24 protein-coding genes are annotated in these 23,659 nt (G+C 39.9%); 16 read left to right on the top strand and 8 right to left on the bottom strand.

Translation table 11 applies throughout. The annotated features are described in order from the left end of the window. Positions 1-31: 31 nt before the first annotated feature. From QUD05_RS01865 to QUD05_RS01805, 13 genes are all read left to right on the top strand, one after another. Positions 32-715, top strand: a complete 684-nt coding sequence (locus QUD05_RS01865; RefSeq protein WP_289794683.1) for a hypothetical protein — start codon at positions 32-34, stop codon at positions 713-715. Next, complete coding sequence (locus tag QUD05_RS01860; protein WP_289794682.1) at positions 712-1,062, top strand: hypothetical protein; 351 nt, start codon at positions 712-714, stop codon at positions 1,060-1,062. The genes QUD05_RS01865 and QUD05_RS01860 overlap by 4 nt, the downstream gene beginning before the upstream one ends. Continuing rightward, positions 1,022-2,074, top strand: a complete 1,053-nt coding sequence (locus QUD05_RS01855; protein ID WP_289794681.1) for a DNA methyltransferase family protein — start codon at positions 1,022-1,024, stop codon at positions 2,072-2,074. Before QUD05_RS01860 ends, QUD05_RS01855 begins: the two co-directional genes overlap by 41 nt. Before the next feature lie 220 nt (positions 2,075-2,294). Further along, positions 2,295-2,642: a hypothetical protein gene (locus tag QUD05_RS01850; RefSeq protein WP_289794680.1), complete on the top strand. Its 348-nt coding sequence runs from the start codon at positions 2,295-2,297 to the stop codon at positions 2,640-2,642. A 131-nt stretch (positions 2,643-2,773) separates the two neighbouring features. Next, positions 2,774-3,766: a DUF5895 domain-containing protein gene (locus QUD05_RS01845; RefSeq protein ID WP_289794679.1), complete on the top strand. Its 993-nt coding sequence runs from the start codon at positions 2,774-2,776 to the stop codon at positions 3,764-3,766. A gap of 80 nt (positions 3,767-3,846) precedes the next feature. Continuing rightward, the gene (gene dnaN, locus QUD05_RS01840; RefSeq protein WP_289794678.1) at positions 3,847-5,223 is read left to right on the top strand and encodes a DNA polymerase III subunit beta; all 1,377 of its coding nucleotides are present in this window, start codon (positions 3,847-3,849) and stop codon (positions 5,221-5,223) included. Positions 5,224-5,289: 66 nt separating this feature from the next. Beyond that, positions 5,290-6,651, top strand: a complete 1,362-nt coding sequence (gene dnaX, locus QUD05_RS01835; RefSeq protein ID WP_289794677.1) for a DNA polymerase III subunit gamma/tau — start codon at positions 5,290-5,292, stop codon at positions 6,649-6,651. Positions 6,652-6,898: 247 nt separating this feature from the next. Then, on the top strand, positions 6,899-7,039 hold the full coding sequence (locus QUD05_RS01830; protein ID WP_289794676.1) for a hypothetical protein: 141 nt from the start codon (positions 6,899-6,901) through the stop codon (positions 7,037-7,039). A 35-nt stretch (positions 7,040-7,074) separates the two neighbouring features. Next, complete coding sequence (locus QUD05_RS01825) at positions 7,075-8,892, top strand: 3'-5' exonuclease (protein WP_289794675.1); 1,818 nt, start codon at positions 7,075-7,077, stop codon at positions 8,890-8,892. A 329-nt stretch (positions 8,893-9,221) separates the two neighbouring features. Further along, on the top strand, positions 9,222-9,947 hold the full coding sequence (locus QUD05_RS01820) for a hypothetical protein (protein WP_289794674.1): 726 nt from the start codon (positions 9,222-9,224) through the stop codon (positions 9,945-9,947). Positions 9,948-10,091: 144 nt separating this feature from the next. Next, positions 10,092-11,051 (top strand): DNA polymerase III subunit delta, encoded by a 960-nt coding sequence (gene holA / locus QUD05_RS01815; protein WP_289794673.1) that lies wholly within the window; start codon positions 10,092-10,094, stop codon positions 11,049-11,051. Continuing rightward, the gene (locus QUD05_RS01810) at positions 11,048-11,896 is read left to right on the top strand and encodes a DNA polymerase III delta subunit-related protein (protein WP_289794672.1); all 849 of its coding nucleotides are present in this window, start codon (positions 11,048-11,050) and stop codon (positions 11,894-11,896) included. The genes holA and QUD05_RS01810 overlap by 4 nt, the downstream gene beginning before the upstream one ends. A 78-nt stretch (positions 11,897-11,974) precedes the next feature. After that, on the top strand, positions 11,975-12,649 hold the full coding sequence (locus QUD05_RS01805; RefSeq protein ID WP_289794671.1) for a hypothetical protein: 675 nt from the start codon (positions 11,975-11,977) through the stop codon (positions 12,647-12,649). Here QUD05_RS01805 and QUD05_RS01800 read toward each other — a convergent pair whose 3' ends face one another. Continuing rightward, complete coding sequence (locus QUD05_RS01800) at positions 12,650-13,348, bottom strand: hypothetical protein (RefSeq protein WP_289794670.1); 699 nt, start codon at positions 13,346-13,348, stop codon at positions 12,650-12,652. Between the two features lie 41 nt (positions 13,349-13,389). Beyond that, positions 13,390-14,568, bottom strand: coding sequence for a hypothetical protein (locus QUD05_RS01795; protein WP_289794669.1), 1,179 nt, complete (start codon positions 14,566-14,568; stop codon positions 13,390-13,392). Between the two features lie 237 nt (positions 14,569-14,805). Between QUD05_RS01795 and ssb the strand changes: the two genes are divergently transcribed. Beyond that, entirely contained in the window at positions 14,806-15,189 is a 384-nt protein-coding gene (gene ssb / locus QUD05_RS01790; protein ID WP_029631537.1) for a single-stranded DNA-binding protein, read from the top strand. 72 nt (positions 15,190-15,261) lie between these two features. Next, positions 15,262-15,681, top strand: a complete 420-nt coding sequence (locus tag QUD05_RS01785; protein WP_289794668.1) for a hypothetical protein — start codon at positions 15,262-15,264, stop codon at positions 15,679-15,681. Positions 15,682-15,910: 229 nt separating this feature from the next. Here the strand turns inward: QUD05_RS01785 and QUD05_RS01780 are convergent, their stop codons facing one another. Continuing rightward, on the bottom strand, positions 15,911-16,201 hold the full coding sequence (locus QUD05_RS01780) for a hypothetical protein (protein ID WP_029631541.1): 291 nt from the start codon (positions 16,199-16,201) through the stop codon (positions 15,911-15,913). A 31-nt stretch (positions 16,202-16,232) separates the two neighbouring features. Then, positions 16,233-17,171 (bottom strand): ParM/StbA family protein, encoded by a 939-nt coding sequence (locus QUD05_RS01775; protein ID WP_289794667.1) that lies wholly within the window; start codon positions 17,169-17,171, stop codon positions 16,233-16,235. 696 nt (positions 17,172-17,867) lie between these two features. Between QUD05_RS01775 and QUD05_RS01770 the strand changes: the two genes are divergently transcribed. Further along, positions 17,868-18,122 carry a hypothetical protein gene (locus QUD05_RS01770; RefSeq protein WP_289794666.1) on the top strand — a complete coding sequence of 85 codons (255 nt, stop codon included), beginning with the start codon at positions 17,868-17,870 and terminating at the stop codon, positions 18,120-18,122. 409 nt (positions 18,123-18,531) lie between these two features. On the opposite strand, the gene QUD05_RS01765 is transcribed toward QUD05_RS01770, so the two are convergent. From QUD05_RS01765 to QUD05_RS01750, 4 genes are all read right to left on the bottom strand, one after another. Beyond that, positions 18,532-19,683: a ParB/RepB/Spo0J family partition protein gene (locus QUD05_RS01765; RefSeq protein WP_289794665.1), complete on the bottom strand. Its 1,152-nt coding sequence runs from the start codon at positions 19,681-19,683 to the stop codon at positions 18,532-18,534. A 3-nt stretch (positions 19,684-19,686) separates the two neighbouring features. Continuing rightward, complete coding sequence (locus QUD05_RS01760; RefSeq protein ID WP_289794664.1) at positions 19,687-20,490, bottom strand: ParA family protein; 804 nt, start codon at positions 20,488-20,490, stop codon at positions 19,687-19,689. Between the two features lie 692 nt (positions 20,491-21,182). Then, positions 21,183-22,418 (bottom strand): ParM/StbA family protein, encoded by a 1,236-nt coding sequence (locus QUD05_RS01755; RefSeq protein ID WP_289794663.1) that lies wholly within the window; start codon positions 22,416-22,418, stop codon positions 21,183-21,185. Between the two features lie 641 nt (positions 22,419-23,059). Continuing rightward, entirely contained in the window at positions 23,060-23,659 is a 600-nt protein-coding gene (locus tag QUD05_RS01750; RefSeq protein ID WP_289794662.1) for a carboxymuconolactone decarboxylase family protein, read from the bottom strand.

The following is a 23,659-nucleotide window of genomic DNA, read 5'->3' as shown; positions in this document are numbered from 1 at the left end:
ATCCCAAAAATCAAATTTGGGATAGATTTTTATGAATCGATTCAATCACAAAACACTTGAGTTAGCCGAACATCATCCAGAGTGTTTATCGACGAAAAATTATTCTAATCTCACTGTAAAAAGTGAATCCGAAGTTGCTGGAGGTCAGTTTCACCTCGTCATGCAACAAATTGGGTTAGGGCTACCAGTCGAACCTTTCTTAAAGGAATATCCCCAAATTAATAACTGGGTTGATAAGGTAAAACCTTTTATAAACATCCTTGGAAACAAACAATGGAGCGCTCAAATTCAATATTTATATCACGATATCCTTCTCTATAGCGAGTGTGACCTTATTATCTATGGTGAAAATCAAGTAGTTGGGTTTGACTGGACAATTCAAAAACCTCTTAAATTTGAAATTCTTGAGAGCAAGTGGCAAACCCAATTGAGATTATTTCTCCTTCACGAACGAACTGGAATGCCATTAGAACAAATAAGCCTAGTTTACTTGTTCATAAATACTGATAGTATCTACCAGTTTAGTTACTCTGATAAAAAACATTTGGCTTTCAAAGAACGGTTAGAAGAAACACTGGCTCCTTTTATAGGAGACAACAATAAAAAGAAACATTTAGCCGATAAAATAACTCCTCAAGAAGCACATGATAAATGGCTGGCAAGAGAAATATCAACTACGGAATATTTAGCAGCAATTCCTGAAGTGGAATTATGAATCCAACAGAATTAAATATCACTAAAATCGAACTCACTTCTAACGGTGGTTGGACGCTCAATATTCTCTCACGTCGGGTAGCAACTATTACTGATCCCTTGGGAAACCGGAAAACCAGCTATTTCGGGTTCGATAACAAAGAACAAGCCGAAAAATTTAGAGATTGGCTTGTAAGAAAAAACAAATGTAGTAGTGCAGTGATCCGTCACTCCGAACGATTAGCTACTGAATGGGAGGTAAAAACTTGGAATGTACCAACCTCCCTAATTCTTAAATGCGCCGTTAAAGATTTAAAGGAATCTAGCAATGCAACTATCTCTACTAAATCTGTCCTACAACGAGGATAACTCATCACTAGATATTTTCAATATTCCTAACTTAGAAAAAGCAGAAGCTCTCCGCAAACTAGCTGCCTCAATGCAGTCAAGAATTGACCAAAAGAAAAATCCTACTATTGGGAATCAAAGGGCAACCAAGCGCCGTAAAACTATAGCTCAAGGGATAATCCAAGAAGGAATTGAACTTGAGATTATCCAGTCTTGGTTATTTGCGATCGCACAAATGTGGGAAATAGGAAATATCCCACCAATACTACGCGGTATATCTCGTAAATCACAGGTGGAAGTGCTATTTAGGATTTCTCAAAGTGGAGAAATTAGCCAGAAAGTCCAAGAAATACTAGAAGGCGAATATTACCAAGACTGGGTAAAATCTCTCAGTCGCGCCGGGTTAAATACATCAGGCGAAATCATATCAGCAATAACAGAAATTCAACAGATAGTAAAACCTGAAGCAATTGATACTACCAAGCAACAACTTAATAAGCTTGAGTTAGAAATCATTGGCATGAAATCTGGAGATTTCTTTCCTACTCCCAAACCAGTCTGTCAACGGCTTATTCAACTGGCAGATATTGAACCAAATTGGCGAATTTTAGAGCCGAGCGCTGGTAGCGGAAATATTGCTGAATATATCACTAAAACCTACTCCAATGTCCAACTAGAGGTAGTTGAAGTGAATTACAACCTACGACAAATTCTAGAACTCAAAGGATTTAATCTCGTAGGGAAAAACTTTCTGGAGTTTAACCCCAGTCATTTATACAATGCCTGTATCATGAATCCTCCATTTTGCGAACTTGTCGAACATATCTATCAAGCTTGGAAGTTAATTATATCAGGTGGTGTATTAGTTTCAGTCGTCCCTGAATCGGTTTTCTTCAACCGGAAGTATCAAAGCTTCAAAGAGTGGCTACAGAGCAATAAGAGCTATGTCGAGTTGGTAGATAAAGATGCCTTTTTGAGTTCAAATAACCCTACAAATGTAGCCACCAGAATCATCAAAATAATTAAACCATAGTGTACCACAAACGTATGGCGTACTGCCAAATTGATGAAACTAGGTATGTCACGTACATTTTCCCTAAATTCGGAAACTATGCGAGATACAAAATCCTTACACAGCAAGAATTAGAACTAGCAGTTACTAAGTGTAAGCTTGCTGGTTGGAAAGTCAGTAATGTCACCAAACTTACTAATAAAATGCTTGAAATTAAACCCCAACGAACAAGGAGATAAATATGGCAATTGAAACTATTGCTTCCTACAGATTTATTCCTGGTAAAGATAGTCACATAACAACTTATGGCGCACCTGAAGAACAAACAGTTGCAATTCACAATTCAAGCACAACATCTGTGTCACTGACTTTCACAACTGAAAATACATCTGTTCTTAAACAAATCATCATCAATCTTCAGCAAATCTATCAGACACTTTTAAACACCAAAACTGGAATTATTCAGGAAGACACTTACATGAACAACTTTACCGAATTCAAGAAAGAGTGCATTGAGAACAGCACTGCGAGAGGGTTTACCTCCACAAGCGATTGCGAGGTTTTCTCGATTAAAGGTTCTAAAGTTTAAATGATGAAAACTGTATCTAAATAGTGAAAAATTAATAAATCTTTCAAGTCGTCTTTATAACAGACGACTTTTATTTTTTACAACGGCTTTTTGCTTGACGCATTAAAGATTGATTTCAATTAATTAAAATTATGGCAAGAAATCAAACAAAGCCTACTAATTCTGCTATTGAAGAAAGCGCAGCGTCCGAGTTAGAACCTCCTCAACAAACCGTTCAGAATGGGGCAAACATACAAAAGCGTAAATCAGCTATTTCTAAATTTGCAAATCCTGAGTACAATGCGCCGATTAGCAATATCTGCATCTGCCAAGTCATCAACCACATGGAAGCAGAAAAAGTTGGGTTGTTTATAAAAGATAAGTATTTAGCAGGAATTAACTGGCAAGGACAAGAACCTACACACAAGCACACCTTCTCCAGTGGTACGCCAGAAATGGGAGTGTTGTTGCAATCGCCCAGAATGCACATTCTTGATATTTCTCCCAGATATATTGAACAGCGCGATGATGGCAAAATTGTGGGAGTGTACGAATCACCTGATGGGTACGAAATGTACCAAGCACTCGGCAAAGATGCCGCAGTATTGAGACGATTCTACTTGTTGCAACTTGTCGATGAAAATAATAACAACCTGCACTCAGTACCAATTGTCTTGTCAATCAAAGGCGTTGCATCATCAAAATTTGGCGAGGCTTACAAACAGTTCCAACGCGAACTAGAGGTTGCATTCGCCCGATTTACTGATACAACTGTCGCTGAAAAACGTGCAGAGTTTCATCGCCTTGGTGCATTTCAACCTACCTTCACACCATCCCTTGAACCGAAAGAAGCAGTTAACCAAAGAGATAAATCTTGGGTAGCAGTTGTCACTTCTTACAAATCACCAAACCCGGATGGAAGCGATTTTCTAGAATTCTTCTCAGAGTCCAAAGAAATCCATATCCAAACAACGATGCAGGCAAATCCCGAATTCTCTCACCGCATCGGTAAAACATCAACCGTTGTAGCAGAACATAACCGCCTCATAGGTGCAGCCGATATGCCAATAGCAGCACTTCCTCCTAGTACAGGAGGTCATGATTATACAGCATACAGTACTGAGATGGAACAACTGCCTTACTAAAACAAACTACCTCATCTAAGCAAAAAGGGTGCTATAAATAGCGCCCGTTAAGAAATCATCCACTAAAAACCAAGTAACAAATGAAACTAACCATTGAACAATCTAAACTCGCAGAAATTCTAGAAACTGCTTACCTCGCAATCAGTCCTAAACCCACTGACCCAATTTTAGGAAATATCTTACTGATTGCAGATGAAGACGGGATAGTATCAGCAACAGGTACAAACCTTAACCTCACAATTCACACTACAACCACCGCTAATGTCGAAATTTCAGGTCAGGTAGCACTCCCTGCCAAACTACTAACTGATACTGTTAGTAATGTTAAAGGCGAAATTACCCTAGAAGTAGAAAATCAAGCCTGCATAATTACTCACAATAGCGGTAAGTGCCGACTAATTGGCGGAAAATCTGACGAGTTCCCAACACTTCCAAAGGCAGAAAATCCAACAGAGATAAACTTAAGTGCCAAGAAACTCCAAGCTGCACTTGAAGGGACGCTCTATTGCGCCAGCAGCGACGAAACAAAGTTGGTTTTAACTGGTGTCAACTTCAAAATTGATACCAACAAGTGGCAAGCTGCTAGTACAAATAGTCACAAATTAGCGCTAGTAACAGGAACACTCGATAGCGAATATTCTGACCCAATCGACTTCACCGTTCCAGGTAAGTCACTTGGCGAGTTAAACAAAATTCTCTCTCAAAGCGCCGATACGAGCGTGTGCAATATTCTTCTATCAGATAGAACTATCGAGTTTAGCCTTCCCAATACAAAGCTCATTTCCCGGCTTCTGGAGGGAGAATATCCCAAAATCAATAGCTTGATTCCCCGGTCGTTTGAGTATGAATTTACATTAGAGCGCAAGGGATTTGAGAGCGCGCTGAAGCGGGTAAGTTATCTAGCCGAACGCAAGCAAAAGGTTGTCAAAATCCTCTGGGAATTGGAAGCTACACAAGCAACACTATACACCGAAGCTACTGATATTGGGGATGCAGTTGACTCGGTACTGATGAAATCGGTAACTAGTAATTCAGAAAACATCAGTATTGGATTAAACATCGACTACCTTATCGAAGGATTAAAGCATATCAGTACCGATGAAATCGTGGTGCGGTGCAACAAACCCACGCAACCAGTCATTGTCTGCCCGATGGGAGGGCTGCTCAATCAGTTGTATCTGGTAATGCCTGTGGAAATCAAGCAGGGGTTTGGAAAGGTAAATAGCCAAAGTACAAAGGCGAAAGTCAGCACTCAAAGTGAGCCTGGTACTGAAGAAGTAACAGAAGTTAGCACTCAAACTGAGTCTAGTACTGAAGAAGTAGCAAATGTGGCACAGGCAACAGACGATAGTGAAACTCCTCAAATAGAAACGCCAACGGTAGTAGCGAAAGATATAACAAAGGGGAAGTCAACCTCACGATCGCCACGAACGAAAAAAGAAGCGGCGACTGCCTAAAAAATCAAACTTCCTACCAACCACACTGGTAGGAAGTAAATAAAACACTCGTTTATCATCGAAATTATGTACCAACCACTACATCTCAAATACCGTCCCCAGACCCTTAGTGAAGTAATCGGGCAAGAACATATCGTCCGCACTCTCATAAATGCGATACTCCCAGTAGGGAGTGACTCCGCGATCGCTAAACGCCCGCCTTCTCCTAAAGGAGACGCGCAAGGGACGGCGATCGCACTCCAGAAGATTGCACCCGCCTACCTATTTAACGGCCCCAAAGGCACAGGCAAGACTAGCACCGCCCGCATCATGGCTAAATCCCTTAACTGTCAGTTAACCGATGAGCCAACAACCAAGCCCTGCGGAGAATGCAATTCATGCAAGGGAATTACAGCCTCTTCTTCACTGGATGTAACTGAGTTAGATGCTGCCAGCAATAGCGGGGTAGAAACAATCCGCGAGTTAATTTCCACTACCCAGTTTGCAGCAGTTGAGGGAAGATACAAAATTTTCATTATTGATGAATGTCATGCCCTGAGCAGTCAATCGTGGCAAGCACTCCTCAAGACAATTGAAAATCCACCCCGTCATGTAGTTTTCATCTTCTGCACAACTGAAATACACAAGGTTCCTGAAACTATCATCTCGCGCTGTCAAAAGTTTGATTTTAGGAGAGTAGGACTAGAAACACTTGTTCAGTATTTATCAAAAGTTGCCCAGAATGAAAACATCAACATTAACGCACCTGGTATTTGGGCGATCGTCAAGTCTTGTGGAGGTTTTATTCGCAACTGTCTTGTATTGCTCGATCAATTGAGCAACCTGGGAGTAGATGAAATCACACCAAATTGGGTTTGGGAATTATCAGGTGTCGTTCCCGAACATGACCTACTTACCCTAACAGAAAACCTTGCTAAAGGAGACGTAACAACTAACTTACAAATCCTCCAAGACTTAATTGAGTATGGCAAAAACCCATTCGTCATATACTCAAGTTTAACTGGGTTTCTCAAAGACCTGCTAGTGGCTAAAACTGCTCCTGATAATAGACAAATTACTCAACTGGAGGAAGACACTTGGCAGGAACTCGTTACTATTTCTCAGATGTGGGAACTAACCCAGATTCAGGCAAGTATTGCCCTGTTAATGTCAAGACAACAGTTAATGCGTGACTCGGAGGCAGCTAAACTTTGGTTGGAAGCGACACTCATTGAGTTAACCAATATCAAAGAAGAAAAACAACCTTGGACTAATTGGAAAACAATCCAAGATGCTATCAATTGGGGTAAAGAACAACTCCCACATTTATCTCAATCTGAACTCGAAAGGCATTGGAACAATGTTACTCCCATTAAAGGTAAAAAAGCACCTGCGTGGGTACAACTGGTACAAGAGCTTCAGATGAAGTCTCAATTACAAACTGCCTAATTCAAATGTTCGTCACTTTGTAAAAGCACTTACTTTCCCCAATAAAAACTTTGGGGAAAGATTTTTTCAGGCTTATTCAAAAACTACATTAAATATAATACACTTTCATCTACAGCAATATCTACCTTGTGCAGTAAGCCTCAATATTAATAAAGACTATCCTGACTGGGAAGCAAAAAATTAAGATATCAAGTAATACCACAACAAAATTTAACAACTGGCATTTTAGAAGTATCCGATTAAAATTATGCCAGTTGCAGCAATTAGCCTTCGTACAGGACTTGAATTACCAGCAGCGATCGCAGATTTCGATACGTATATTGATGAATTACCGCGATGCTCCAAATGTTTTGGCGAATCATGCATTATCAAAGGTAAAAAATGCTGATTTATGCCAAAAAACAATAATTGATTTTGGAGATTATGAATTACAACCACCGAGATTTTATTAGCAAATCTGGTAATAAGATTATCGTTGATGAGGAAAGACTCGACATATTCTGGTCAGATACTACCCCAATACCTGAGTGGCACCCCACAGTAAATATTCCGACCTACGGAACGCTCAAAACTCTGGTAGTCGATATTGAGACGGCAGGGATAAATCCAAGAGAAAATCGTATCTATGCAATTGGCTGTATGAGGGAGATAGGAGAGATTGCCATTTTTATGGATCAAGCCGAAAGCAAAATCCTCCTGGAGTTTTTCAAACACATAGAAGCAAGCAAACCAGAAGTAATTTACACCTACAATGGAACAGAATTTGACCTACCGTTTCTCATCACCCGCTGCGAGTTACACGGCATTCCTCATCCATTTAGAATTGCATCTAAGAAGCGCACTATCCGAACTGCCCAAGTACGCGGCGAACCACTGGAAATTCGGGAGGTATTCATCCGCAACTGCCTGCACGTAGATATCTTTATCTGCGTTCTCAGGTGGGATTTTGTCGCCAAGGAACTTACTAACGGGCGATCGCTTAAACAGGTGGTACTGGAAATGGGATTGCGTAAGCAAGCGCGACTGGTTCTCCCCTATGAAGAAATTCTCGCCTGCTGGAAAGCCGGTTCTGGTAGTAGGAGATGGCAGAAAATCAAGGATTATCTTATTTACGACTTGGAAGATACGCAATTCATAGCTAACAGACTTGTACCCTCATACCACTATGAAGCACTGGTTGTACCGGGAATGAACCTCCAGCAGTTAGCCCTCGCTGGTAACGGCACCAAGTGGAAGCAAATATTCTCGCATCACTATCCAGGATACAAACCCAAACCCGACCGTAAGTATAAATTCCAAGGGGGAATAGCCTACTCTATTCCAGGACTATATAAAAAGGTTGGATACATCGATATCAGTTCTATGTACCCCAAAACCATATTGTCGAAAGGAATTGTCTCTCGTAAGGATACAAAGCGAATCGGCTTGAGCATCTTGCAATATTTGGTAAATGAGAAATCAAGGTTGGAACAAATTGCCAGCACCGGAGACATTGTTGCCAAGGAAAAAAGAGAATCCACCAAAGTTTTAGCTAATTCTCAGTTTGGGTTCTTCGGAACATCGGAACTCGCCTTCAACGATATGGAAGCAGCCGCCTTAGTAACAGCTTACGGTCGGCGCATCCTACAATTCATGATTGAGGTAATCAATCAAGCTGGTGCAACCCCTGTAGAAGTTGATACTGACGGGGTGTTCTTTACTCATCCAAACCCAGAAAAAGTATATGCCACACTTCAGTCTCAATTACCCAAAGGGATAACCGTCAAATTAGAGTTTATTGCCAATGCAATGTTTATTCCGCAAAGGGGAACTAAGAACTATCTGTTATGGCTGAAAGATAACAGAATTATCCCCAAAGGTAGTTGGAGAAACCGTTCTCGCTCAAGGCTAGAGAAAGAATTCCCTGTTGAATATCTAACCTACTTAATCCAAAACCAATCTACGGCAGAGGAATATTTCAGAGAAGTAAAATCGCAGATTTTATCAGGAAAATACCCGATAGAAAAACTCTGCATTACTCGCAAAATTCGTGTTGGGGAAAAAGAACTTCTTAAATTAGGAAAGCCTGGTGATGTAGTAATTTACTATTACGGAATCAGAGGTATTACTAATATCAGCACAAATGAGAGCTATTCACGTCAATACTATCTTGACCTAATCGAAAAAAGGCGAGAAGAAATCCTCAAAATAGCCGCTCCTGAAATACTAGAAGGTAATAAACGTCAGTTATCCCTTTTCTAGATGAACAAACTTGATATTTAACGTAACCAATGAAAATAATAAATATCAAGTCTTTTTTTAAATTCATGAATTATCAACAATTGGTAAATAATGACAAATACCTACAAGAAAATCGGCTTTCGTTAAACTATTTTCAGTCCTTCATACAAACAAAAAATTATCGCTAAAAGTCAAATTAGTAAAAACAGTATCAGTCATTAATTAACTGATTAAGTTCGTTAATTTATTGATGTATTAATGGAGATGTCATTCTTAAATTGGAAAAGTAACTAATGAAAAATAAATCCTCATATCGCAAGCCCAGGCTTAATAAAAAACAAAGGGCTTGGGTGAACTCATTCCTTGCATCTCATCCTAATGCCAGAGTTAGAAATATCTATGAATTAGATGGCGATCGCGTTGTTGAAATTGAGTGGTGGGAAAATACAAACCCAGTAATATTAGACCCAAAAACCTACATTCAAGGAATTATCAGCTACAAGATGCGGGTCAAATTAAGGAAATTTGGCGATGCAAGAAAAACAGCTGAGTTCTCGTACCGGATCACCCCGCCAGAAAAACGAACTGCATCATGGCACTTAACAGGTCAACTTTCTCTAGAACTTCCCCAGTGTTACGAAGTTGCAGACCCAAACAACCCAGTTATCGTTAAAGCAAAAAGGAGGAATACTAAAACCAAGAAAGTTAAAAAATTAATTCAGCATACTCTTCCTCTATCAGGAATTAGTGCCCAACTTCATACTATAAACATCGAAGATGGTGGTGTTCCTTTATCAGAAGAAGAACTATTACTAGAAAGGTTATCACACCTAAATTTAGATACTGGTAAAGAGACTAAACTTCCAGGAGCTATAGTCAAAATTCTTTCCAAGAAAAAAGCTAGCTTAAAGGAGTGGGAAACAGCTATTGCGCTATATGAGGTAACTGGTTCTAGTGGAGTCGTAGAGTATCTCCAACAATTGGATTATTGGCGGAAATATTTGGGTACTCAACCAGTAGAAAATACTGTTGAGAAAGTCTCAAATCATAAGTCAGTACAGCCAATACAAAATTAAGTGTAAGGATTTGCTGATCGCTATATTTTGCTAGCGGCTATATAACAAACACTAAGGATATAGAAAGAGTTAACACTAACTCTTCTTTTTTTAAACCACCGCTTACGACTAACGCCTGATAAATAAATGTTTATCTAATCTATCATGACTGTATACCTATACTACGGCGAAGATAGCTACTCACTCAATCAAAGAATTGATTATTTAGTGAATCAAAATGTTCATGCACAATGGAGAGCTTTCAATTACGTTAAGCTATCTGGAAATGAGAAAAATATTGCTACCAAAGTCTTTACCGAGGTTATGACTTTGCCCTTTGGAGAAGGTAACAAAATTATTCATACAGACAGCGACTCTCTAATTGGAAGCTTATCAAATGAAGATAATAACCAAGAACTTGAAAATCAACTTTCCCGAATACCGTCAAGCAATATTCTTCTAATTACTGGTAACAAAAAGCCAGATTCGCGCAGAACAGTAGTAAAAACTATCCTAAAATATGCCCAACAAGAAGAGTTTACCCTCGTCCCTAGTTGGGATAAAAAGGGGATAGTTAACTTGATAGGAAAGTATGCAGCCATCCATCAAGTTAAACTCACACCAGATGTCACTGATTACCTAGCTGAAGCAATTGGGAATAACGCTGCACGAGCCAATAGCGAATTCGCTAAACTTGCTGTTTATACAAGTGGAAAAATAATCTCTATTGAGGAAGTAAAACAGCTCGTTGGGAATCATAATACTGACTATATAAAGCTTACCATTGCTATGTTAAGAAACCATCCCATTTTAGCAATATTGCAAGTATCTAAACTACTAGATAATAATGAACATCCGCTCAAAATAGTAGCAACACTTACCTCTATTTTCCGCACTTGGTTAATAACCAAAGCTGGGATAGAAACTAAATTATCTGATACTAAGATTGTAGAAATAGCAGAACTGAAAAATCCCAAAAGATTGTATTACCTCAAAGATGAAGTCAAGTTTGTAGGCGTTCAAAAGCTTAAAAACAGCCTTACTTTACTTGTACAACTCGAAGCCGAACTCAAAAGCGGAGTTGACAACCTAACCAGTCGAATTGCTGAAATTTCTACGATATGAAAAACAACCCATTTACAGAAATCACCGGACAGCATACCGCCAAACTTCTCCTGACTGAAGCAATCGAACAGAATAAAATTGCTCCTGCATACCTATTTAGCAGTCAAATTGAGGGAGTGGGGAAAGGAAAAACTGCTCTGGCGATCGCCACTGAGATCGCAGGAGAAAATAACCATCTAGACATCTTACAAATCAAACCAACCCATCCCGAAAACACCTCCCAGCAGAAAGGTATACCTGCTATTCGAGTAGAACAGGTGCGCGAGGTAATTGAATTTCTTTCAACTAGTGCAGTCAAGGCCAAGCAAAAGGTGGTGATTATCCACGAAGCAGATATGCTCAACCCTACCGCCGCCAACAAACTTCTCAAGACGCTGGAAGAACCGAAAACTGGAACATTTATCCTGATCTCGTCCTATCCTCAAAAGCTATTACCCACTATCAAGAGTAGGTGTCAAATCATACCTTTCCAAAGGTTAACTGATGAGGAGGTTATTTCTGTTCTGAAAGACCAACAAATCGAGGTAACAGAAAAAATACTAGCTATGAGTTCAGGCAGTCCTGGTCAAGCGATCGCCAACATCACAATGTTAGCTTCCATCTCAAAAGAAATCACAAGTCAACTGGAAGTGCCTCCTGACGATATTCTCAACGCACTCAGTTTGAGTAACTCCATCTCAAGCTGGAATCATGAGACACAATTATGGCTGCTTACCTACCTGCAACACGACTGGTGGCAGAAATTAAAAAACACTCAATTGCTAGCTAAATTTACTCAAGCAAGGAAGCAATTGCTGCATCACGTTACTCCTAGAAGCGTTTGGGATAACCTACTTCTGCCATAGCAAAACACACCCATTATCAAAAAGCACTGCCAGTTAGAACTATTTCTAGCTGGCAGTATTTATTTACACATAAAGAATATGAACCAGCAGCAAAGCTTATTCGATGTCGAAGAAAGCATCCGTAACAGCAAAAGCCAAAAAGCTAGCGAAATTCTTACTCCTAGCACTAGAAAGATGCTTCAGCTACTAACCAGCCAAGGGATTAACAAAGCTGTAACAGCCAGTCTACTCGATCTAGCAGGAGCAAGTCGTGAAATTGTTCAATACATCGTCGGGCCAATTGTAACTCAGCAAAACGGCTGGCAACAGTCAATTCCATCCTGGGTAGGAAAAGCGATCGCAGTCGATAGATTAGATGCAGCGCTAGAAGAGATAGACAAGGGAAAAGTAGGTAAACTCGCCTCTAGTAGCGAAGTTGTTGCACTTATGATGCCAATTGCTTTTGAAGTGCCGCTTTCATCTGAATGGACGGATGTTTACCTCTGGGCAAGTTATGATGCCCTGGTAAGGCACAGACCTTTTGAGAATTTCAAATACGATAAACTGTGGGAGAAAATTGGTACAACCCCAATTCAGTATGACAAAATCCGCTCTGATTATGAAACCCTAGCTGCTGATATCCGTTCCCGTATAGTCAAACACGCGGTGAAAGAAGGTTGGGGTAAAAGGTTGTCGAATAAGAACAAACACCCTGTTAAAGCAACTACAACTGAAAGTAATATTCAGATGGAGCAATTATCACTGTTCTCATAATTAATTTTCAGTCCTTTTTTCAACACTCTTTTCAAAGTCCTTCCTCTCCTTGTCTGTGAGAGGAGGTAGTTCTTCTTTATAATAAAAATTACCTAATTTCTGACACTGATTGACATAAATTCGTCTTGCTGAATCACTAGCTCTCAAGTCCTGACGTAAAAGTAATTTAAACGATTTTTCACGCTCTTTCAATTCCTTCACTGCTACAAGCATTTCTTGTGATATGGCAGGATTTTCATAAGTAGAAGAAAGTTCCTCACTTGATGAATAAACCTTTAGTTTATTGCCAGCAGGTTGAGTTAGAAGTCGCTGAGTATTATACGAACGCCACAGACCCAGTTTCTCGCGCCGTAATGACTCAATTTCAACCTCGCCAACTCGGTCTGGAGTACTGGGCCGCACGTAGACAAAACAACCTTTATCAGCTGCTACAGTCAAACTCACTTTCACACCATTACCATCAAAATAGAACAAGTCAATTAAGTCGTTCTCTGCATTAACTTCTCCAAGCTTCTCTTTATTCGATAAATCAGGCAACACTTCTGGATTTAGCGATGGCGTAGCATTATTAACATTAGCTGAGGATAATGATGGGGTAGGTGAAGAATTTGATTCTATAGCCGAGACTTTATCTTCTTTTTCTGGAGATGAACATCCAACGAGTAAGAGTAACAATCCTATAAATAAGTATTTATTCATAAATATAAATTTGTATTTGTAAACCAACAATAAAATATTAATTATTGCTTCCCATTTAACCGACCTGTTTGATAAAAATCACGCAGACTAGGGAAAGCTTTTTCTAAAAGCCAGTTGCGCCCAACTTCTGATTCAGGAATATTTGAAGCAGCCATGTAATAACCACTTCTGTAAGCAGCTACACCCAAACAAGCTTGTAAGCTGGATATCGCCCGTGAAGAAGCTGGAATAGCCATCAAATCTTGCAGATGACTGGGATGATAATTTTGCCCTACCAGCATGAAATAAACCAAAGTATGAACCAACCGGGACAAGACAACTGTTCTATCTTGCCAACGTTCTAAATGAGACTTGATACGGAAGTAATCAGGTAAATCAGCCGCCTGAGATTCATCATCAAGGAATAAATCGCTCTGGCTTTCGATAAAGCTGGAATCCAGGCCTATAAACTGTTTTAGAAAAACAAGCGTTTTCCCCCAACGTTCGTGTCCCTCAGTTTCAGCAGAAAACGCACCTTCTGAATACTGCGAACCATACTTCTGTTGCAGTTGGGCAACAGCCTCTTGATTGATATCACCCTGCCAATCAGATTCAGTAAAAAACTCTTTTAAAATCTCTTGTAAATAGATAGGTGAAAACTCACTAATCTCTGGAGATTGATCCTCAAAATCGTCTTCATAAGTATCAATAATAAATTTATCTAATTCGATTTTTAGCTCTTGCTTTCTATTAACTGGCAGTAATGATTTAGCGTCTTCTAACGATAGAGGAAAATCTAAATAAGGATGACCTTTGGCTAAGTAAGAATCACCCAAATCTGCTAAAATTTCAAGCGCGATAGTCCGGGCAAAATACTCATCTTGTGGATGCATGCATACTCGGTCTAATTCCTTATCCACTAGCATCATGGTAGTTGCCAGTAGGGCAAACCATGACGCATCGTGCAAACAAGTCGGTAAATCAGCAATTAAATCTACTAACTTTAGTTCTAGAATTTCTCCCCAAACGCCTATCCTAGTTGTATTTGAAACATCACAAAAATGCTCTACATCTTCTCCAACAGATGTTTCTCCTAACCAGGTAAGATTTTCTACCCGCAAAGAAGATGAGTAGCCAGAAGTCAGCTGGTTTTGGCTATCCTCATCCGACTGTATCCACATCAAAGCCAAAAGCATCAGCTTACAAATACTTACTCGCTTCAGGAGAAGATATTCAGGCATAAGTCATTACTTATAATTTTTAGATACAGACCACATTAATTGCGATACCACCATAGCACAGGGTAACTTGTCGTTCCCTAGTAAAAACCACAACTTTACGAGAAACAAGGACAAAAAATAACTTATAAGTATGAATAAAAAAGAATGTGGTTTAAATAAAATAACTCGTCAAAACAATAAATCCTGAAAGAACTAATGCTGACGCAGCAATAAGAGAAATATATAAATTCTCGCGTTATGAACTATATCAACAAAGTCATGCTGGTTGGCAGATGCGGACAAGAACCAGAACTCAAATATTTCGAGTCTGGCGCAGTTAAGGCTTCAATATCTATTGCAGTCAGACCACCCTACAGAAGTGAACAAGCCCTTTGGTTTGATTTAGTAGCCTGGGGAAATCAAGCAGAAGTGATTGGAAATTACGTTCGTAAAGGAACCCAAATTGCAATTACTGGCGAGTTTGGATTTGATCGTTGGGCAGATAAAAATTCTGGCACTATGCGGCAAAAACCCGTAATTACAATCAACGCTATTGAATTGTTAGGTTCACCCCGTAAGGAAGAATCTACATCCACTTCTGCACCAAACGAAACACAGACTGTAGCTAACGCAAATTTTTAGGAAATTACAAATCGCCTATGACTATAAATCGTAGGCGATAAACCATCTAATCAATCTACAAATAAAACGAACATGATTCATAATACTGCAACTATCAATCTTAAGTCAGTGAACATTACCCACGACAAAGAAGGTTCCTTGATTGCCTTTGGGATCGCCGAATTCTACTACCGTTCCAAGGAAGGAGTAGTTGCTGACGAGATGCCATTCCGTTCCAAGGGCGCACCCGCCGTCGTTATTAACGAACAGGGGGAAGGCGTACACGGCACAGCAGAAGGATATCTCGATTTGCTAGTTGATAACAGGGGTGATTACAAAGAAAAGATTGCCACATTCGTAATCAGAAACTTTATGTCAGCACAACCCATCAACGAACTCACCCAGGTTAGTAAAACCCCTCACTCGCCTGAAACTCCCGATTTTGCCAAAGAACTACTCGAAGATAACGTTACTTCGACAGATGAAGACCTAGATCAAGAACCTCCGTTCTAGACCCAATTAACTGAATAATGCTAGTACATACAGGCTTACTTGTTAGTACTGGCATTATTTTTTTATAGAAATCCAGAATAAAAATCTACTGTTTGGTAGAATCGCTGACATCAACTCATCTTATATAGTACATAAATACTGAAATACTTACACAAGAGCTAAATTTAAAACTTTTTTAACATAATTACCCCACGAGTTGGGAATTACCGTTGTCAACTTCATCTGACGGTTATAATTCAAAATCAAGACTGAATGTTTCGCCATCAGGATCTTCTAGTTTTTGGTCTGTAGATGGCTGGGGAATTGGCTGCTGGAGTCTGTTTTCGTTAGTAGTAAGCGGCGTGAAAGCTACTTGTTGTGTGGCTAATCCAGCCTTGATGAAAACAAAATAGCAATCAATGATAAAATAAAGCGTCTCCAGGTAACTTTTACCTAGTTGTTGGGATTCTGCAAATATGCGTTCTCGGTAGTTTTCTTTGAGCCGAATTTTTACCGGAGCTAAGTCTTGTTTATCTGTCATTGTTATAACTTCACTTTCCAGATGTGTTTGGTTAATTCTTGCTCGTAATGGTTTTTGCCATTTCTAGAAGCCCAAAGACATTAGCTTCCACTGGATTGTCCAGGATTTTGAAGCCATTCTTTTCTAACAACTTTTTAAATCCTGGTAAGAGGCAGCCTCCACCTATCGCCCAGATTTCATCCCCTTGATGCTTGGCATCAAGTGTCAAATTCACCACTTTCTTCAAATATTTTTCATACCAATCTTTCAAACAAGCACTATATATATCTTTAATATCGATGTCACGGCTGTACTTGGTATGTCCCATTTCCAGACAAAATCGGATTTTGGAAGCATCCCCAATTTTTCCGCCATTCAAATGTTTCATTTTTTGGGAAATATCATCGATGAGAACTTCTACACCGATGGGGTACGCAGAGTGAACTTCTCGCTTCCCCTGGTTGTAACGAGAATACAGAGTCGTTCCATTGCCAAAGTCTAAAATTGTTAATTTTTTGGGTAGTTGATGCCCAAACAATGCACCCATCCCCTCTAGAACGACTTTTAGCACTTCTACTTTCACCTCTGATTGTTTACCAGCAAGTATCGGCTGATATTCTCCACTTAGTACTTTTTGCAATTCGTCAGCCAGACCAACATCATGTAAGCTGACAACTAATTTTAAGTGCCAAGCCTTACGGTGTGACAGATGTGCCAACGCACCGAATAATGTCAACAACGCATTATTGACTTTGTTTTCATTGTTATCCGTGTTCCGGTCAAAATGATAACCTGTACGGAAAGCTGATTCCCCGACAGTGTAAGCACTACCATTAAAAACTACCCTCCCTGGTACATCTTCCATGTCGGCTGTGGAAATATAGCTGGGGACACGAACTACTTCAAAGCCATCGACTAAAAGTTTTAGGCTTCCGTAACCGTTATCAAACCCAGCAGGAAAAATTTTTTGCAAGGCGTGAATGTTTGACATAGGGATCAAGTCAATACGTTTTGATTTTTGAAAGTTATCTGTTCAGATTATCTAGGGGAGCAGGAAAGCAGGGGAGAGAAGAATAACTTGCTATGAGTTTTTCTCCAGAACTCTGCCCCTTCCCTCTCTAACCTCAAGAGCTTATCATAACCCCTTGGGGGCTAAGTGGGGTACATTTGCTTGGACGACACTTTGTACCCCATATAGCCCCCAGATAATACCCACATGGGTGTCAAATTTCCCTAAAAGCTCTAGTCTATCTTTGGGGTACATATAGCCCCCATATAGCCCCCATTAGCAATTTTTGAAATCTTTTCTATCAACGCAGTAGAAATTAACTTACAAAAAAATAGAGAAAAAGGAATAAAAAACTTTAGTTGTGGATCTAAGCCAACTTAAAAAAATATTTCTTTCGAGACGCATAGAACGAAATACAAAGCGTCCTTGCTTCAATCCCGCGTTTCAAAACATTGGTTCCCTACACCCTCTAAAATGGTTGACTATTTGATTTATAATCTCCTGTCAATGTCTTTGTTATTAAATTAGCTTCCCGCAAGATGTCTAGCCCTATATCTGATACAGTTGGAATTTACCTACGAGAAATCGTAGCTTTCCAAGGCTATTGCCAGAGTAAAAGATTATCTACACAAGACTTGTAAGGTCAATGCAAAACTTGATAAGCAAAACGATTCTCAAGTGCAACGACTAGAGCGTTCCCCAACTAGGGCTGAACTAGCTACCGAGGTAAATAAAACAGAAGCACAGTTAACCCAAATCCAAAAGCTTGGTCAGCTGGCTAAACAAAAAATGATTACCGCCAACCTCCGATTAGTGGTTGCGGTAGCTAAAAAATGTCGCTGGAGTAACCTGGAATTTCTGGATCTGATTGAAGAGGAGTCATTCCAAGGTACGCTCTGCTCATGGACAAGGAATGAAAGCTTTACGAGGTGAGCAAGACCAGATTAAAGATTATTTGGTTTCTTGAAAACTTATTTATGTCCAAGGAGAAGGAATCGCTATTGTAGAAAGCACTTCTCCCGTACTCACTCTAATAGCAGTTTACTCAGAGTTGGGGCATTGAACTTTAACTTGGATGATTGAAGTCCGTCCATTATATTCTCCAACTACAGGCTCACCCGTAAACTCACAAAGTATCTCCTGTTGGCAGTACCAGCACTCAAATATAATTCGGATCACTGCTTTGTCGCAGTCTAGAAATCTCACATGCTGAAACCGTTCCGCTGATAATTCTGGTTTGACTCTGCGGGATTCAGGCGAAAGCCATTTGGGTAGTTTAGATAGGCACTCACAGATTACATGGACATCTCCGATTCAGGGAACTAAGTCGGACGAGATAGTATTAGTCCAACTTTTTCCGAATCTCTTTTGCCTTAGCTTCTAATACAGCCAATAAATCTCTCAGTTGCTCTTGCTGGATATCTTCGACTTTAGTTGCTGAGACATCTCGAATTAGAGAACTGATTTGGTGACTTGGTTTAGGTTTTGTTTCAGGAGCATGTTCAGCAATAGTTTGGGCAACTAGAAAACGAGTTTGAGCGACTGTTAGCCTTTCTTGCAAAACTTGTGATGTAGCATCTTGTCGGATTTTAAGAGCTTTAGTTTCCTCAATTTTTAAATTTTTAGAATTTAGTTTTTGGAGTGAACGGGCATGGTTTGCACCAAGTCCTGATTGTCTAATCGCAGTTTTTAAGTCTTCTGAAAGCCGTAAGCAAGGAAAGACATTTGCATCTACTGATGCTGGATTTTGTTGAAAACGTAGTAATAACAGAAGAATACTTTGTTCTATTTCGTCTAAATTAAATGCTTTAATGCCTTCTGACTGCTCTTTTCTAGTTAAAATAACCAATTCAGTTAATTGGGGCAAAAGCTTTTTTGCGTTTAATCTAGCTATTGCTCTCCTAAGCGCTCTAACTACTTCTTCCTGTTCAAATTCCAAAGCTAACTTAGCCTGTTGAATCAAACCTTCGGCTAAATCTAGCTCATTCAAGCTTTCTCGGTGAAGACTAGTTAATAAAGTGCGTGCATGTAATTCCTCTTCAGAAAGAACTTTCTGAAGCATCACTGCATCAAGCGTTTCAATTTCTGGCTGTAACTCTTCTGCAACTGATCTCCATCTCCGTTCTCCATCAAAAATGAGATTTCCCGGTAGTAAGATAATCGGCTGTTGTTGCCCTTCCTCTCTAATTGAAACAGCCATACTCCGAATACTATCCGAAGTAAATGTTTGCCTTGCTTGTTTCGGATTGGGTTTTATTTCACTATAGTGAATTTTAAAAATTCCAGATGCTTTCAAATGTTCTCGTAGGTCTTCAATAGTTTGATTGAGGACTGTACGTTCTTCTTCAGCGAGCTTTCCCTGTGCTTGTTCATCTTTTAATCTTGTAATCTCTGCCTGTAAATCTTCTACTCGTTCTTCAAGCTCAAATACCTGTTGAGAATCAGCAGCAGAAGCAAACATTCCAAGTACACTCGGTTTGTTTAATTTTGTCATCGATCAACCTCTTATTAGCTTAAGTTCTTGAACTAGTGCATCAACAATTGGCAGAAAATCTCCTCTTGCCTCTTTACCTGGTCTGTAAATTCCCAGAGGTAGCCCTCTACCAGAAGCATTAAGAATATCAGCTGATTCTCGAATTGGGCTAAAATACTGAATTCCCAAATTTTTACAGACTAGGGGAAGTTCCTCGACAATACTTCTATGCGCTCCCCAATCACTTTTCCAACGAGTAGGAACTATACCTAATATTTTTGGAGTCGGTTTCAATCTCAGCCGCTTGCAGTTGAAATAGTACCACTCAATCATCGCCGCAGCACTTTGAGAAGCCTTGTATTCAGGTTGAATTGGAATTAACACGTGGCTAGAAGCTGCAAGAGCAGTCAGTGGTAAAGGCTCCAATGTTGCAGGACAATCGATAATTACAAAATCGTGAGATAAGGGATAATCACTCAACCGATCTGCAAGAGTATAAGCTCCACGCAGATCCTTTGAAACTTCCCGAATTGTTTCGTGTAATTCTTTTCCGCCTTTACAAACTTGAATTTTGTCAATCTTACCTTGCCAAGCTGTAACTAAAGCCCAGTTCCCATTGAAGTCTGGATGGTAAACATTAGCCATTGTTCCCTGAGTTTTAAATTCTCCTAATCCGCAAAATAATGTCAATGATTCGTTAGGATCGATGTCTAATAGTGCCACTGAATAGCCACGAACACCCAATTCATACGCAAGATTGTATGAAATAGTACTTTTCGCCACTCCTCCAGCGTTTGTCTCAATCGAAAGGGTCAAATTGGCAGGCATAAATTTTTCTCTTTCTTGATTACTATATTTCCGACTCCCAGTCATGAGATAACGTTATATCAGTTTGGGCGAAGAATTTTGAGATAATGTTATATCATTTTTCTGATTTCTCTAACAAGGATTGCTATCAACACAGAGGTTGACTGCAAGTAATATCGACCTAGCTACACAGATTGCCTATTGTGGAATTGTACACAAAAAGAAATATACCCCGTCCAAGAGATATTCACTCAGCACTTGCTCAATCTAATAGTTCCGTAGGAAAGCATTATTGCCTTTGTGCAAGCTGGTTATTGAGTATAAAAACCAACGGCATAATTCTAATGTGATTTCAACCTTTAAAGCTGTGTCAACCAGCAGCTATTAATGCGACTTTTTTGAGCTTATTGAGAAGAAAAATCTTCTGTTGACATAATATAACCACCTTGCCATGAAGATTCTACGCTGAACAACAGTCTTTGTTCAAAGTGTACTCGATTGAAGCGGGATAACAATACTGTCTATCTACCTGATGTCATTATAGAAAGGGGCGCTGCCAACAAGGAATTATTTTCAATCCCCCTAGAACTAGCTATTCTCACCTAACCACGAGTAATCGGCTCATTCATGCAGTGGTTATTGAGAAGTTACGTAAAAAGCATCCCAGAAGTGTAGTTGCAGTCCTTGTAACTACACTACTTTTTCTGAGCTAATCAAACATTCTCGTTCACAGCAATAAAGGTACTAGGTCGCTCACAAGGCGTAAAATTATACTTACGTTTAACTTCTTCATCTGTACTACCTTCAGCGGATTTAGTTAGCAGTACAACCTCAGAGCGGGTATAACCAGTCAACTCATCAAACTGAATAATCATATATTGGTAGAGCGCCCAGACATCCGCCATCCGATTGCCAATACCGGAAGATATCTCATCAGGTATAAAAATATTACCGTGCCAAGATACCTTAATCCCCTCTTTCTGGAAGTAAGCGTCTATTTCTGGACGAATATAATCCGCAGTCCCTCCGCAAAACACCAGTTCTTCAATATCATCATCCATCTTCGAGCGCAACCATCTGACGATCGCACGCCAATATTCATCTCTAGCAAGCAATAAAGCCTTGGACATCAATTCGCCATCAAGTTGAATTTCATCACCTTTGCGCTTGCGTGAGAGTTTCTGCATCACCTGGGAGTCACAACTAACCCCAGCTTCTACCAACACCTCGATAATATTGGGATTATCAGGGCTTAGTCCCGATGTCTTGGAAGTAAAATTATTCATCAGCCAAGACATACCAAAATTACTGGTTATTCCCGTACCAATTGAACCACTGCGAAAGGTGAAAATACTTGCGTTGCGATAACCAAGCATCACATACATAGAAGCAGGCATATTATTGCCAAGCGATCGCCTACGGTGAAAAAATATCCCACTACCCTCAGAAGCTGCATCATAACGAAGCATTTTTACCCGCATCTTACCTGCTGGTGTATCAAATCCTCGAAACGCATCTTTCAACCGCACTTGTAACTGTTCTTTGTCTTGCATTTCACCGGGCGGCAGCAGGATGCTCAAGTAAGCTGCAACATCATTACCCAGGTTCAACTTCTCCTTAGCCAGCCAAAATGCACCACAAATTTTAGGGACTGCCAGTTCGTACTTTAGCTCCTTCAGTTGCGATATACCCCCAAATCGACGACGGGCAAGCTCTCCCAAGGCGCAGTACTCATCACCTATTCCTACCCAAATACGAGATTCAGGACTACCTTCTTGTTGAACGCTCTCAATCGAAGCTTTAGCAACATCTGCTACTTCTGAGTCGAAAAGTAAAACAACAGGCTTTCCCTCTGGATACTCCTGAGCGATCGCCTTGGTTTTACTTGCACCCATGTCAATCGTAATTACTACCTTTTTTACGTCTGTTTTCTCCTTAGTTTTGGGCATATCTTTATCTTTTATTACCTTTACTATCGTTCCCAATTTAACCGAAATGGGAAAAATACTGTGGTGCAAAACACTTTCTTTACAGGGTTTAACAGCTTTTTTACATAGAAAGTGCGTAGAGAAAAAACTATTACGGCGATGTTCTTCGATGGTGCTACAGCATTCATACTCAATGGAGTTGAGTAGGGAGTCCACTGCAAACTGNNNGCAACCAAGTTCAAATTGCCACGGGGCTAACTGAAGTACCTCCATAGCACTAATACCAAATCCAAACCGTAGATTCTAACTACACTAATGTACTAAAAACTGCTTTAATATTCACTGTCAAATCACCTCCTAGATCATGACTAAATTACCCCAATCACACCCAAATTCTGTATCAACTAAAAGTTGAATTATTAAACAAAATTAGCTTTTTGGCTGTAATTCAAACAATGTGATTGTCATCATTACACCCCGTATTACCTCAACCATCCCCGCAATTACCCCAGTAAAAAGTATCGTTATTGTGGAGTCTTGGGCAATAACAAGGTATGTCAGATGGGGTCAATTACACATTTGCTTTGCTGTCAAATTTTTGATTGTAGCTTTTACAGATGAGATATATGAAGTGATTATTCCAGGCGATCGCACCTCTAAAACTAGAATGCGATCGCCTTTCCAGTTCGGTCAAATACTGTTGATGCCCTCGACAAAGGCTTTGACCAAATGTATGGCTGAAATGGTTTATCAAGGGGCGTTTTAGCAATGTGATTTGTGTAGTTGTGCATCACTTTAATTGCTATGCCCAGAATGACTTCTAGCACTTGCTGTTTACCATAACCATCTGCTAAAAATTCCTCAATTTCACTATCTTCAACCCAACCCCGTGCTTGAATCATTCGTTGTGTAAAATGACGTAGTGCTTGTAATTTTGAATCTTGGAGTGGGATGCCATCACGTAACGCTTGAATATCTTCACTCTTCATACCCATCATCTTTGCCAAGCCGGAATGGGCTGCCATGCAGTAGTGACACTCGTGTTCATAATTCACTGTTAAATAAATGATTTGCTGTTCAATTGGGCTGAAACTTGTCGTAGCAAACAAATCCCATAGTGCCATCGAACCTTTAAGTAATGCAGGTGCTTGGGCGAAAACTCCCTCTAAATTTGGAATAAACCCAAACGTTTGTTGTGCGTGAACTAATGCCGCTTTAGAGTCTTGAGGTGCGGTATCAATCGTGTGAATAGTAAATTTCAT

Source organism: Nostoc sp. GT001 (genome assembly GCF_030382115.1).
Classification (GTDB): domain Bacteria; phylum Cyanobacteriota; class Cyanobacteriia; order Cyanobacteriales; family Nostocaceae; genus Nostoc.
The sequence above is the reverse complement of the archived record's forward strand: the minus strand, read 5'-3'. Positions and strand labels throughout refer to the sequence as shown.